Here is a 13,373-nt window from a genome sequence, read left to right as displayed (position 1 = left end):
TTGCTTCGTGCCTCGCAAAGACAAACATGGAAAAAGTAAAAGCAAAAAAACACCTCGGACAACACTTCTTGAAAGACGAAAGTATTGCCAAAGACATTGCAGATACATTGAACTTAGAAGGGTATGATGATGTACTGGAGATAGGACCAGGAATGGGCGTTTTGACAAAATATTTGTTGGATAAACCGGTGAACACCTACGTTATTGAAATCGATGCGGAATCAGTGACGTATTTAGACGAAAATTATCCAAAATTAAAAGATAAAATTATTTCTAAAGATTTCCTAAAATACAACATTAACGAAGTTTTTGAAGGAAAGCAGTTCGCAATCATTGGGAATTTCCCGTATAACATTTCGACACAAATTGTTTTTAAAACATTGGAATATCGCCACCAAATTCCGGAATTTGCCGGAATGTTCCAGAAAGAAGTGGCACAACGCATTTGTGAAAAAAAGGGAACAAAAGCGTATGGAATACTGTCGGTTTTGGTACAGGCTTTTTATGATGCCGAGTATTTATTTACGGTAGACGAACATGTTTTTATTCCACCGCCAAAGGTAAAATCAGGTGTTTTACGTTTGCGCAGAAAAAAAGATTACAGCTTGCCATGTGGTGAAAAATTGTTTTTTACGGTAGTGAAAACTGCTTTTCAGCAGAGACGTAAAACGTTACGAAATAGTTTAAAAACCTTAAATTTGTCGGATAGTTTGAGAGAGGATGAAATTTTCAACCTTCGACCAGAACAATTAAATGTAGCACAGTTTATAGCACTCACCCAAAAAATAGAAGCCGATGGAGTTTAAAATCAGCAAAGGATTAATTCAGGAATTAGAGCAACTCATTCAAAACAAAAACGACCAGCAACTGGAAGTATTATTGAATGATATGCACCATGCTGATATTGCTGAAATTCTCGATGAGCTTGATTTTAATGAAGCGACCTATATTTTTAAAGTATTAGACAGTGAAAAAACTGCTGAAATTCTTCTGGAACTAGAAGATGATTTGCGGGAAAATATATTAAGCAGGCTTTCGCCAAAAGAAATTGCAGAAGAGTTAGATGAGCTGGAAACCAATGATGCAGCTGATATTATAGCGGAGCTTTCACAAGATTTGAAAGCCGAAGTAATATCAGAACTTCAGGATGTAGAACATGCCAAAGATATTGTTGACTTATTGCGCTATGACGAAGATACCGCCGGTGGAATCATGCACAAGGAATTGGTAAAAGTCAATGAAAATTGGAATGTGCTTACTTGTGTCAAAGAAATGCGCATTCAGGCCGAAAATATCTCCAGAGTCCATTCGATTTATGTGGTGGATGATGAAGACCGATTGAAAGGGCGTTTATCCCTCAAGGATTTATTGACCACTTCTTCCAGAACCCCAATTAATGATGTGTACATCCGGAAATTAAACTCCGTAAAAGTAGATACAGAAGATGTTGAGGTAGCCCGAATTATGCAGAAATATGATTTAGAAGCTATTCCTGTTGTAGATGAATTAGGAAGGTTAGTGGGTCGAATCACTATTGATGACATTGTGGATGTAATCAAGGATGAAGCCGATCAGGATTACCAGTTGGCTGCAGGTATCTCGCAAGATGTTGAGGCAGATGACAGCATATTCGAACATACAAAAGCACGGTTGCCTTGGTTAGTTTTGGCTCTTTTAGGCGGTTTTATCTCCGTAAAAGTGTTGGGATTGTTTGAAGGCGCAATGCTGCAACATGGTAATTTATTCTTTTTCACGCCCCTTATTGCTGCGATGGCAGGAAATGTCGGTGTACAATCCTCGGCAATTATTGTACAGGGTTTGGCTAATAATACGTTGAGCGGATCGCTATTTAATAGATTAGTTAAGGAAGTTTCCCTAAGTTTATTAAATGGATTGATTCTGGCTACAATATTATTTTTAGGAAGTCATTTTCTATTGGATGTTGAAATGATAATTGGCGTTATTATCTGCGTAGCATTAATTTCAGTAATTATTATTGCTTCATTAATAGGGACTTTTATCCCGTTATTGCTGGATAAATTTGGTATTGATCCCGCATTGGCAACTGGTCCGTTTATTACAACCAGTAATGATATTTGTGGCATTTTGATTTATTTTTCGATAGCAAAAATGATTTTAGGGTTTTAAGATAGAAGTAAGAGAAGAGAAAAAGAATAGAGAACAAAGAGAATAGAGAGGAAATACAACAACAAACGAATACATCTATAACTATACAACCAACACTTTTTCCAGACGGCTTGGCTTTCTTTTGGAAAGTCCCAAAGCTTCTGGAGGGGAGAGGAAAAACCACAACCAGCATGAAAGTACATATCATTGGCGGAGGAAACTTAGGAGTTTCTATCGCATTAGGACTATCAAAATTTTCGCCAGAAGACCAAGTTACCATAACCCGAAGAAACACCTCCAGCATTCTGTATCTTGAAAAATTAGGAGCAACAGTTTCTACCAATAATATGCATCAGATTCAGGAAGCCGATGTCATTATTTTGACCATCAAACCATACCAAGTAGACACTGTTTTGGCCGAAATTCTTCCCGTAATTTCTAATAAAATCATCGCCTCGGCAGTGAGTGGATTGTCGATAGAAAATCTGCAAAACAAAATCGGTACGGCTAATAGTGCCATCCGAATCATGCCCAATATCGCGGCACAGTTTGGCGCCTCAGCCACCTGTATTGCGTTTAATGAAAAAGACAAAGAGAAGGCACAAGAGGTAGTTTCCCTTTTTCAGAATTTGGGAACCGCTCCTATTATTGACGAAAAATTAATGGATGCTGCAACTGTTTTGGCGGCCAGCGGAACCGCTTTTGCCTTGCGCTACATTCGGGCCTCAATGCAAGCCGGAATCGAAATTGGATTTGACTGGCAAACCGCCTTAGCCATCTCGGCACAAACGGTAAAAGGTGCTGCAGAAATGCTACTAGAAGAAAAAGTACACCCGGAACAATTAATTGACCGTGTGACCACGCCACAAGGCTGTACCATAGCCGGATTGAACGAAATGGAAATGCACGGATTCAGTTCGTCCCTGATACGAGGTATTAAGACGTCATTGAAACAAATCAAGGGGTAGGCGTATAGTTTTGTAATTTTTTCGTTAATTATGCTGCGCAAACGTCTCCGACTTTGCGCAATTTTTTTCTTAAAAGGGATGAATATTGACATTTCATATTTGTATTAACACTCAAATAAATCTTATATTTGAAAAAAACAACCATGAAAAAACTACTCCTATTAATCCTTATTTTAATTTCAAGTTATACTGTGAATGCGCAAAAAGACGAACAAAAACAAATCCTTAAACATGTAGTGATGTTTGGTTGGAAACCCGGTACAGATGCAGCAGCAATTGACAAAGTAGTCACTGCTTTTGGAAACTTAGAACATAAAATCAAATTGATCAAAGCGTATGAATGGGGAATTAATAACAGTCCTGAAAACCTGAATAATGGTTTGACCCATTGTTTTGTGTTGACTTTCACCAGTAAATCCGACAGAGATGCATATTTAATTCATCCGGATCACAAAGCTTTTGTAGCTGTTTTGAGTCCGGCACCAGATAAAGTTACCGTAGTAGATTATTGCACGAATAAGTAAACAGAAATCTGGTTTAAAAATTTAAATAACAGAGAATAACACTAATAATCAATAAATGAGAAAAGTCCTAGTAGTCCTGATTTTAGCATTCAATCTAAATGCAAATGCCCAAGAAGTAACCGTTGAAAAATCAATTTTTGGTATACAAACCGGATTCGGAGTACACGCAGGAATTTGGTTTAACAATGAAAGTAAGGTGTCTAATAGTATCGCTGTGCGCAGTGAAATCGGTCTTGAAAAAGATTTTACGGTTGGAGATCACTATGATGGAACCGGTTTTATTTTGCAGCCAGTAGTCACTTTAGAACCAAGGTATTACTATAATCTGGAAAAAAGGAATTCAAATGGGAAGCAAATCGCCAATAATAGCGGGAATTATTTTTCCATTAAAACAAGTTACCATCCGGATTGGTTTGTGATTAATCTTGCAGATAACGTTACAAAAACGGCTGATTTAGCAATTGTACCCACTTGGGGTTTGAAGCGTACTATTGGGAATCATTTTACCTATGAAACTGCGGTAGGATTTGGGTATCGAGTGGTTTATTTGAAAGAGAATTCGGTTAACGGTAATGTCCAGAATGCAGATGGAGCATACAATAGAAACCAATACATTCCTTTTTTACACCTAGGAATTGGATATACTTTTTAGGGTAAATATGTGTAGACTTGTTACAGGAACCATGAAAAAGGTTTTGTTAGCATGATAAACCGTAAAAAATCAAATATGAATCAGAGCACAATTGTTTTCAGAATGTCTAAAAGCAGTGGTATTTACAATAAATCCAATCGCTATGTAGTACGTATTGATAGCAAAACGGAGTGTGAAATGAACTACAGCAACAACCGGAAAGAATACCGTGTTTTGCCCGGAAAACATACCATAGAAATTGGTGATGGAACTTCTTTTCAAACAGAAGAGATAGTGCTAAAGGCGGGAGAAACGAAAGTACTGAGCATAAATCCCAGTCTTACGTACAATCTTGGATTCGGAATACTGACCGGAATGGTGGTAACCGGTTTGGTTATTCAATTTGCAGTACTTCAAAAATTTTCTCCTGTGATGATTATTCCATTCATGCTTTATTTATTTATTAAAAAAAGAGATTTTAAAAATAGTTTTGCGATAAGTTATTCAAAATAGAAGCTTATTGAACATAAAAAAGCCTCGTTTAATTGCTTAAACGAGGCTTTTTAGGATCACAATATGTTTTATACTAGTGCTGTTTTCTTCTTTTTAGATTGTTTTCTTAAGGTATATTTCAACCAGAAGAAACCCGTCAGACCAGCAACAAAAGAAGCAATCAGAATGGCAATTTTAGAGTATGTAATAACCTCTTTACCACTTTCTTTGAAAGCAAGAAGGGTAATGAAAATGGACATGGTGAACCCAATTCCACCAAGCATTCCTGCCCCAATTATTTTTTTCCAATTTAAATCTTTGGGCAACGTGCAAATGCCTAAACTCACTCCTAAAAAGGAGAAAAGCCAAATTCCAAGAGGTTTTCCCACCACAAGTCCCAGCATGATCCCAATTGTATTGGTATGATTCAATCCTTCTGACCAATCAGAACCAATGGCAATACTGGTATTGGCGATGGCAAAGAGCGGCAGAATCAAAAATGCAACCGGTTTGTGCAAAAAATGCTGTAATTTATAAGAGGATGTTTTCTTGCCTCCGTCTCCAAACGGAATGACAAAAGCCAATAACACTCCGGTAATTGTGGCGTGAACACCTGAATTCAGCATAAAATACCACATAGCAGCACCCCCAATTAAATAGGGGATAAGGTTGTGAACCTTTCTTTTGTTCAGGATAAATAAACCACCCATAATGGCAAAAGCAATAAACAGATTGGTAAAAGCAATTGTTTTTGTATAAAAAACAGCAATTACCAAAATAGCCCCTAAGTCGTCAATTACAGCAAGGGCAGTAAGGAATACTTTCAGCGAGGTAGGAACCCGATTTCCTAAAAGCGATAAAACTCCAATTGCAAAGGCAATGTCAGTAGCCATAGGAATACCGGCACCATTTTGTGTGGGTGTTCCAAAATTGAGCAGTAAAAAAATTCCTGCCGGAACAATCATCCCGCCTAAAGCACCAAAAACAGGTAAAGTGGCATTTCTAATACTCGACAATTCTCCTTTGTAGATCTCCCGTTCTAGCTCTAAACCAATCAAAAGAAAGAAGATAGTCATCAGTCCGTCATTGATCCAGTGGGTGATCGAATGGTTGCCGACATTGGTTTCCCAAAAGGCAATATAGTCAGTTTGAAAAGGGGAATTAGCAAATAGAAGAGAGAGTATCGTAACTAGGAGTAATAAAAGACCTCCCGCTTTTTCGTTTTCAAAAAAGGCTTTGAATGTTTTTGTTAATCTCATTTGTTGTTTTTCTTTTCCTATAATTAATAGTATAAATGATGAATAGGAATTCTGCAAATTTAAGCTTTTGAAAGCTAATTTCCGTTCTTAAAAGTATAAACCGTAATTTTTTTGTTTCTTTGATGTAGCAAAAACAAAGCAATTATGACCATCAAAATACTTCATATCGACAGCAATCATTCCTTACTGTGGAATGAATTGCAAAAATCCGGGTTTATCAATCACAGTGATTTTACTTCTTCAAAAGAAGAAATCGAAGCTAAAATTCAGGATTATCAAGGAGTTGTGATTCGAAGCCGTTTCAAGATTGACAAAACATTCTTGGACAAAGCTACTAATTTGCAATTCATCGCTCGCGTTGGAGCCGGATTGGAAAGCATTGATTGCGAGCATGCAGCATCTAAAAACATTACACTTATTGCCGCTCCAGAAGGAAATAGAAACGCTGTTGCTGAACACACCTTGGGTATGATCTTATCCATTTTTAATAAATTGAATCAAGCTGACAGCGAGATACGAGCAGGCCATTGGAACCGGGAAAGCAATCGCGGTCAGGAACTTGACGGTAAAACCGTTGGAATTATCGGGTACGGAAACATGGGAAAATCATTTGCCAAAAAACTCCGTGGTTTTGATGTCGAAGTCTTGTGTTATGACATTCAGGAAAATGTGGGTGATGCTAATGCGAAGCAGGTTTCCTTAGCAGAATTTCAGCAAAAAGTAGATGTAGTGAGTTTGCATGTTCCATGGACTTCCGAAACAAATAAAATGGTGAATGCTGATTTTATCAATGGATTTCTTAAGCCTTTTTGGGTTATTAATACCTCTCGAGGCAAGAATATTGTCACTGCCGATTTGGTTACTGCCATGCAATCCGGAAAAATTCTCGGAGCAGGTTTAGATGTTCTGGAATATGAGAAGTTGTCTTTTGAAACCCTTTTTAACGATAAAAACACACCAGAGGCTTTTCAGTATTTGTTGAAAGCCAAAAACGCAATTCTGACGCCACATATTGCCGGTTGGACTTTCGAAAGCCATGAACGATTGGCACAAGTGATCGTTGATAAAATAAAAGCAAAGTATCTTAGATAGGTAAAATTTGTCGTGCCGTAGCAGCGCAATACGGGAATTGGAGTTTCTTCTTTAAAGTAAAAATCCCTAAAACTCGTCGCTTGTTGCGAAGATAACATATTGGTTTAAAGCCAATTCGTATCGTTTTACTTTTTGGTGGAAAGACAAAATGGGAAGGATTGTTCTATCCAATGGCAGCCGTTTATGGATGGTACCAATCATTTTAAGCCAAGCGAAAAACGGTTCGTGCAAAATTTTACAGTTGATGATTTAGAACGTTTATTGCAAAATTATCAGATGAAGGCGTAATAATTGTGGGCGTTATGGAGGTTTGTAACTCTAGAAAATTCGGATAGATTTTGAATAGTGGAGGAAATAAAACCGAATTTTTGAACCAATTGGTAGAGTGTTTCAATAATTTTTATATTTTTAACCATTGAAAAACAATCTAATACAAATTATTTATGCAAAATTCGAAGATTGAAAATTGGAATAATCCGCTGCCAGTTCGTCAAAACAATAAAAAGCTGCCTGCCGGAATTTTAGCGATACTTTTAGGTCCTCTTGCGATTCATAAATTCCTATTGGGGTATACTACTGAAGGGATAATATGGCTGGTAATTAGTCTTTTTACCTGCGGAACGGTGACATACATTTTAGGTATTATCGAAGGAATAATTTATTTGACAAAATCTGACGAGGAGTTTTACCAAATGTATCAAGTAGGTAAAAAGGCTTGGTTTTAAAACATAAAAAAATCCCGGTTTTAGACTGTCCCCAAAAAGTCAGACACTATTTGGGGGTATTTTTCTACCACAAATTTTACTAATTGCCACGAATTAATTTTGTGCTGATTTGTAAAATTTCTAGCAACTAAGTAATAACCATGGTATAATGTCGTATTTTAAAATCAGGATAAAATTATGTAACAATCTGATTTAAAGCTGTTTTACTTAAAGTTAATTCTTTTGACTTTACGACTTTTAAACTTTCGACTTACTTATTTAATGGGATTCTGAAATTAATCTTCTTTCTCGCTCAGTTTTCGCTCCAATTCTTTCTGGAATTCTTCCATTACGGGCTTCATGGTACTTTCCGGAATGTCTGCAATCCTGATGTACATCAATCCATCTACGGCATTATTAAACAACGGATCCACATTAAATGCGACCACTTTTGCATTTTGTTTGATGTATTTTTTGATTAAAACCGGCAAACGCAAACTTCCCGGTTCCAGCTCGTCGATAATTTTATCAAACTTATTCAAATCCGATTCGGTTTCGTTAAAAATAAAATCCTTATCGGCATCTTTTAATTTTACTTTATACGCTTTTTTGGGATGAATGTATTGCGCAATGTACGGATCATAATAATTGGATTTCATAAATTCAATCATTAGGGATTTAGAAAAATCTGAAAATTGATTACTGATACTCACGCCTCCCAATAAAAATTTATGTTCGGGATAGCGTAAGGTGGTATGCATAATTCCTTTCCAAAGCAGGAAAAGCGGCATTGGTTTTTGTTGGTACTCTTTGATGATAAAAGCGCGTCCCATTTCGATAGATTTGTGCATCATATCATGTAATTCGGGCTCAAACCTAAACAGATCGTTGAGGTAGAATCCATTGATTCCATACTTCGGATAAATTTCTGAACCCAATCCCATTCGGTACGCACCGGCAATCTTATGGGCTTCATTATCCCATAAAAACAAGTGATGATAATATTTATCGTGCTTGTCTAAATCAATAGACTCATTGGTTCCTTCGCCTACTTCTCTGAAAGTGATTTCTCTAAGACGTCCTATTTCATGCAGGATATTTGGAATTTTAGTGGCTTCAGAAAAGAAAACCTCATAATTTTTACTTTGTAAAAGTCGGCAATCGCTATTTCTGGCGGCATCAACTTCGGCAATCATCTTTTCGCTGTTGGCAGCAGTGACAATTGTCTTTGGGCTTTTAGGAATTTTTAAAGTAGGCGTTGGCAAAAAAGGAATTTCTTTCTCAAAAGGATTGGCCAACATGTACGTTTTTTTTCTTAAAAACTCAGAGTATTCCTCTAAAGTCTTGTGCTCATTTTGTTCGCTTACGGAAATTGGTTTACCAATACGCACTTTGATCACACGGCGTTTCTGGCTAAAGACTTCCGAAGGCAGTTTTGCCGTTCTAAAAGTCCCGCTTATTTTAGAAAGCAAATAAAATAATCGACTGTTTTTAGCATGAAAATAAATAGGAACCACAGGCACCTGCGCTTTTCTAATTACTTTGATAGCTCCTTCTTCCCAAGGCTTATCTACCATTAACTTACCATCTTTATAGGTAGAGACTTCGCCTGCGGGAAACATGCCTAAGGGTTTTCCATCGCTTAAATGACGCAGTGTTTCCTTGATTCCCACCACGCTTGATTTAGCATCCTTATGATTTTCAAAAGGATTCACAGGCATGATGTATTTTTTGAGCGGCTTAATTCGGTGTAAAAGAAAATTAGCAATAATCTTGAAATTGGGTTCTCTCTCCAGCATTAATTTCAATAATAAAACCCCGTCAATTCCTCCCAGTGGATGGTTTGAAATCGTGATGTAAGCTCCTTCTTTTGGCAGGCGCTTTAAATCCTCTTCCGGAATTTCAAATTTTATTTGTAAATCATCTAATATTCCATTCAGGAAATTAACATCTTTCAAATGCTTATTTCTGTCGTACATTTTGTTTAAGGTAGAAATCTTTAGCACCTTCATAAGCATCCATCCTGAGAAGGTACCTAGAACTCCATACTTATCAGCATTTATTGCTTTTGCAACTTCTTTGGCGGTTACTAAACCCATGAATTTTTTTCTTTTAAAGCAAGAAACAAAGATAGCAAAAAACTCCATTTTCTCTATTTTTCTGAGTCAAACTTGTACTTTTTTATTACATTTGAAATCGTTATATACACACCATGATTTTTTCTGACAGATTCTAAAAATGCATTTCTAATACCATTTGGGAATTATTTATTTCTACAGAAATTCAAATACACACTTTATGAGAATTATTTCATACAACGTCAACGGAATTAGAGCCGCAATTTCAAAAGGATTTATCGATTGGCTGCAACAGGCAAATCCGGACATCATTTGCCTACAGGAAATCAAAGCCACTGAGGATCAAATTCCTGTGGAGGCTATTGCAAAGGCAGGGTATCCGTATCAATATTATTATTCAGCCACTAAAAAAGGGTACAGCGGCGTAGCGATTCTTTCAAAGATCAAACCTAATAATGTGGTCCACGGAACCGGAATTCACCACATGGATTTTGAAGGAAGAAATCTTCGGGCTGATTTTGATGATTTTTCCGTGATGAGTTTGTACCTGCCATCTGGGACAAATATGGAGCGACTCGACCATAAATTCATGTTTATGGATGATTTTAAGAATTATATTGATGAACTCAAAAAAGAAACGCCAAACTTGATTATCTGTGGCGATTACAACATTTGCCATGAGGCAATTGACATTCATGACCCAATTAGAAACAAGACCGTTTCCGGATTTTTACCCCATGAAAGAACCTGGCTTGACGGATTTATAAAGTCCGGATTTGTCGATAGTTTTCGCCATTTCAACAGTGAACCGCACCAGTATTCCTGGTGGAGTTACCGCGCTGGAGCCAGAGGGAATAACAAAGGGTGGCGCATCGATTATAATTTAGTTGCCAATTCTTTGAAACATAAACTCAAAAGAGCCGTTATTTTATCAGATGCCGTACATTCAGATCATTGCCCGGTCTTGGTAGAATTAGAGTAATCATCTTTAGCGCAGCCAAAGGAGGAGCTATTTCCCGCTATCCGCTACAATCTTTTCTCTCGTTAAAAAACGAGAGAAAAGGATTTTCACTTCTATCGGGGCTAGGGCATCCGAATGCAATTTAAATTTTTGATTTCAAAACAACAATAAAAACGATATAAACACCATTAAAATGATTAAAAAATTTTCCTTAGGATTACTCGTATTGGCACTTTCAACATCCTGCGTGTCAAAAAAAATATACAATGACTTAGAAAGCAAGTATGCGGATTCCAAAAAGGAAAACCGAAGCCTAACGGACGAAAATGAAGATTTGCTGAAAACTAAAAACCAATTGGATTTAGATAGAACTGCTTTAACTTCTGACTTGAGTGCTTCTAAAGCAGCACTTGATAAATTGAAAGCAGATTATGCTGCTGCTCAAAACAAACTCGAAGTCCTGCAGGATTCCTATGCCGCTTTAGAGAAAAACAGCGGAGAGGCTTTACAAAGTAACATGAAGAAAAATCGTGATTTACTAGGCCAATTAGATGAGAAAGCAAAAGCGTTGGCAGTAGAACAAGAGCGTTTGAGCAAAAGTGCCCAGCGTTTGCAAGAATTAGAAGACTTGATCGCCGCCAAAGAAGCCAACATGAAAAAACTAAAAGAAACACTCTCTAATGCTTTGAATAGTTTTGAAGGAAAAGGATTGACTGTCGAACAAAAAAATGGAAAAGTATACGTATCCATGGAGAACAAACTGCTCTTCAATTCCGGAAGTTGGTCAGTAGGTTCCGAAGGGAAAAAGGCAGTAGTAGAATTAGGTAAAGTTTTAGGAGACAATCCTGAAATCTCCGTTCTTATTGAAGGACATACGGATGATGATGCTTTTTCAGCTTCTGGACCAATTGCGGATAACTGGGATTTATCAACCAAAAGAGCCACCGCAATCGTAGCTATTTTGAGCGAAAACTCAAAAATCAACAAACAAAGTCTTACCGCCGCAGGACGAGGAGAGTTCTCTCCGCTAGCCAGCAATGCAACTGCTGACGGAAAAGCGAAGAACCGCAGAATCGAAATCATTCTTACCCCAAGATTAGATGAAATTGCCGAAATGCTGAATGAAATAAATTAAGGTTTAAAGGTTAAAGTATAGAAAGGTTCAGAGTGTATGCTTTGAACCTTTTTTTGTTCTCTACGAGATATTTTATAAAATAATCTCCAGTTTTATAAGTTTAACCATTAAGGAATTAAGAAAATTAATCATTAATTCTTAATGAAGCTTAATCTCTTAATGGTTTAAAAAAGGAACCTTTTCTTAACCGCTAATTCGCTAATTTTATCTTTCGTTTCAAGGGCTTTTAATTTGCGAATTCGCGGTTATTTTTTTAACATCCTGTAAACTTTTGTCAATTTTCTGTTAACACTAAATCGTAACCGCAAACTAATTTTATCTTTGTTTTCGAAAATAAAATACAATTTCCTTAAATATGAAATACACAACATTACCAAATACTGATATAAAAGTCAGCAAAATTTGCCTTGGAACCATGACTTTTGGGCAACAAAACAGAGAAGCTGATGGTCACGCACAAATGGATTATGCTTTTGAAAACGGAGTCAATTTCTTTGATACTGCCGAAATGTATTCTATTCCGGGGCGTCAGGAAACCTATGGAAGTACAGAGAAAATCCTTGGAACCTGGTTCAAGAAAACAGGGAAAAGAGAAGAAATTGTTTTGGCCTCCAAAATTGCCGGACCCAATCCTAATTTTGGCTATATGAGAGAAAAATTAGATTTTTCGCCCGCCAGTATCAAGTTTGCATTGGACAGTAGTTTGCAACGCCTGCAAACTGATTATCTGGATGTGTACCAATTGCATTGGCCGGAACGTAAAACCAATTATTTTGGACAACGCGGTTTCAAAGTGCAAGACGATGCTTGGGAAGATAATATTCATAATGTGCTGGAAGCATTAGACGGTTTTGTCAAGGAAGGAAAAATAAATCACATAGGTCTTTCAAATGAAAATCCTTGGGGAATTATGCGTTTTCTGGAGGAAAGCAAATACAATAATCTGCCAAGAATAAAGACGATTCAAAATCCGTATTCGTTATTGAACCGACTTTTTGAAAACGGGTCCGCTGAAATTTGCCTGAGAGAAAATGTTGGTTTATTGGCGTATTCTCCAATGGCTTTTGGCGTTTTGTCCGGTAAATTCCTTACTGGCGAAGCACATCCAAATGCCAGAATCAAATTGTTTCCGCAGTATTCCAGATATAGCAGTCCACAATGCACCGAAGCCACGCGGCTATATCAGGAAATCGCTAAGAAAAACGGATTGACCTTGACGGAATTGTCGTTGGCATTTATAGCCCAACAGCTGTTTGTAACCAGCACGATTATTGGCGCAACGAAAATGGAACAATTAAAAGAAAATATTGACACCATTGAAATATCACTTTCGGATGAAATCTTAAAGGCGATTGACGAAGTGCAAGCAGTGATTCCTGATCCGGCTCCTTAAATGAAAAAA

13 protein-coding genes are annotated in these 13,373 nt (G+C 37.1%); 11 read left to right on the top strand and 2 right to left on the bottom strand.

Going from position 1 to position 13,373, the window contains the following annotated elements; translation table 11 throughout:
• Positions 1-26 precede the first annotated feature (26 nt).
• The 6 genes from rsmA (at position 27) to EKL98_RS00990 (ending at position 4,763) form a co-directional block, all read left to right on the top strand.
• Complete coding sequence (gene rsmA, locus EKL98_RS01015) at positions 27-806, top strand: 16S rRNA (adenine(1518)-N(6)/adenine(1519)-N(6))-dimethyltransferase RsmA (RefSeq protein ID WP_126457893.1); 780 nt, start codon at positions 27-29, stop codon at positions 804-806.
• A complete protein-coding gene (gene mgtE / locus EKL98_RS01010; protein WP_126552959.1) occupies positions 796-2,148 on the top strand; it encodes a magnesium transporter in 1,353 nt (450 codons plus the stop codon). The genes rsmA and mgtE overlap by 11 nt, the downstream gene beginning before the upstream one ends.
• 170 nt (positions 2,149-2,318) lie before the next feature.
• On the top strand, positions 2,319-3,095 hold the full coding sequence (gene proC / locus EKL98_RS01005; protein WP_126561317.1) for a pyrroline-5-carboxylate reductase: 777 nt from the start codon (positions 2,319-2,321) through the stop codon (positions 3,093-3,095).
• 143 nt (positions 3,096-3,238) lie between these two features.
• A complete protein-coding gene (locus tag EKL98_RS01000) occupies positions 3,239-3,619 on the top strand; it encodes a Dabb family protein (protein WP_126561316.1) in 381 nt (126 codons plus the stop codon).
• Between the two features lie 55 nt (positions 3,620-3,674).
• On the top strand, positions 3,675-4,271 hold the full coding sequence (locus tag EKL98_RS00995) for a hypothetical protein (RefSeq protein ID WP_126561315.1): 597 nt from the start codon (positions 3,675-3,677) through the stop codon (positions 4,269-4,271).
• A 75-nt stretch (positions 4,272-4,346) separates the two neighbouring features.
• Complete coding sequence (locus EKL98_RS00990; protein WP_126451926.1) at positions 4,347-4,763, top strand: hypothetical protein; 417 nt, start codon at positions 4,347-4,349, stop codon at positions 4,761-4,763.
• Between the two features lie 68 nt (positions 4,764-4,831).
• On the opposite strand, the gene nhaA is transcribed toward EKL98_RS00990, so the two are convergent.
• Entirely contained in the window at positions 4,832-6,001 is a 1,170-nt protein-coding gene (gene nhaA, locus EKL98_RS00985) for a Na+/H+ antiporter NhaA (RefSeq protein ID WP_126451927.1), read from the bottom strand.
• 144 nt (positions 6,002-6,145) lie between these two features.
• Here nhaA and EKL98_RS00980 point away from each other — a divergent pair, with 144 nt between their 5' ends.
• Together EKL98_RS00980 and EKL98_RS00975 are read left to right on the top strand one after the other, a co-directional pair.
• Positions 6,146-7,093 (top strand): 2-hydroxyacid dehydrogenase, encoded by a 948-nt coding sequence (locus EKL98_RS00980; RefSeq protein ID WP_126561314.1) that lies wholly within the window; start codon positions 6,146-6,148, stop codon positions 7,091-7,093.
• A gap of 443 nt (positions 7,094-7,536) precedes the next feature.
• A complete protein-coding gene (locus EKL98_RS00975) occupies positions 7,537-7,818 on the top strand; it encodes a TM2 domain-containing protein (protein ID WP_126451929.1) in 282 nt (93 codons plus the stop codon).
• A gap of 275 nt (positions 7,819-8,093) precedes the next feature.
• On the opposite strand, the gene EKL98_RS00970 is transcribed toward EKL98_RS00975, so the two are convergent.
• On the bottom strand, positions 8,094-9,896 hold the full coding sequence (locus tag EKL98_RS00970; RefSeq protein ID WP_126457917.1) for a GNAT family N-acyltransferase: 1,803 nt from the start codon (positions 9,894-9,896) through the stop codon (positions 8,094-8,096).
• 199 nt (positions 9,897-10,095) lie between these two features.
• On the opposite strand from EKL98_RS00970, the gene EKL98_RS00965 reads away from it, so the two are divergent.
• From EKL98_RS00965 to EKL98_RS00955, 3 genes are all read left to right on the top strand, one after another.
• A complete protein-coding gene (locus EKL98_RS00965) occupies positions 10,096-10,857 on the top strand; it encodes an exodeoxyribonuclease III (protein WP_126457920.1) in 762 nt (253 codons plus the stop codon).
• A 172-nt stretch (positions 10,858-11,029) separates the two neighbouring features.
• Positions 11,030-11,971, top strand: coding sequence for an OmpA/MotB family protein (locus EKL98_RS00960; RefSeq protein ID WP_126457923.1), 942 nt, complete (start codon positions 11,030-11,032; stop codon positions 11,969-11,971).
• Between the two features lie 355 nt (positions 11,972-12,326).
• Positions 12,327-13,364 (top strand): aldo/keto reductase, encoded by a 1,038-nt coding sequence (locus tag EKL98_RS00955; RefSeq protein WP_126561313.1) that lies wholly within the window; start codon positions 12,327-12,329, stop codon positions 13,362-13,364.
• Positions 13,365-13,373: the final 9 nt, after the last annotated feature.

This window comes from Flavobacterium bomense (genome assembly GCF_003970355.1).
This window is presented reverse-complemented; position numbering and strand designations above follow the sequence as displayed.

Bases quoted from the DNA above. Each gene is read 5' to 3' on its own strand.
- nhaA (WP_126451927.1), bottom strand. From the start codon at position 6,001: ATGAGATTAACAAAAACATTCAAAGCCTTTTTTGAAAACGAAAAAGCG.
- EKL98_RS00955 (WP_126561313.1), top strand. From the start codon at position 12,327: ATGAAATACACAACATTACCAAATACTGATATAAAAGTCAGCAAAATT.
- EKL98_RS00965 (WP_126457920.1), top strand. From the start codon at position 10,096: ATGAGAATTATTTCATACAACGTCAACGGAATTAGAGCCGCAATTTCA.
- rsmA (WP_126457893.1), top strand. From the start codon at position 27: ATGGAAAAAGTAAAAGCAAAAAAACACCTCGGACAACACTTCTTGAAA.
- EKL98_RS00990 (WP_126451926.1), top strand. From the start codon at position 4,347: ATGAATCAGAGCACAATTGTTTTCAGAATGTCTAAAAGCAGTGGTATT.
- proC (WP_126561317.1), top strand. From the start codon at position 2,319: ATGAAAGTACATATCATTGGCGGAGGAAACTTAGGAGTTTCTATCGCA.
- EKL98_RS00995 (WP_126561315.1), top strand. From the start codon at position 3,675: ATGAGAAAAGTCCTAGTAGTCCTGATTTTAGCATTCAATCTAAATGCA.
- EKL98_RS00960 (WP_126457923.1), top strand. From the start codon at position 11,030: ATGATTAAAAAATTTTCCTTAGGATTACTCGTATTGGCACTTTCAACA.
- mgtE (WP_126552959.1), top strand. From the start codon at position 796: ATGGAGTTTAAAATCAGCAAAGGATTAATTCAGGAATTAGAGCAACTC.
- EKL98_RS01000 (WP_126561316.1), top strand. From the start codon at position 3,239: ATGAAAAAACTACTCCTATTAATCCTTATTTTAATTTCAAGTTATACT.
- EKL98_RS00975 (WP_126451929.1), top strand. From the start codon at position 7,537: ATGCAAAATTCGAAGATTGAAAATTGGAATAATCCGCTGCCAGTTCGT.
- EKL98_RS00970 (WP_126457917.1), bottom strand. From the start codon at position 9,896: ATGGGTTTAGTAACCGCCAAAGAAGTTGCAAAAGCAATAAATGCTGAT.
- EKL98_RS00980 (WP_126561314.1), top strand. From the start codon at position 6,146: ATGACCATCAAAATACTTCATATCGACAGCAATCATTCCTTACTGTGG.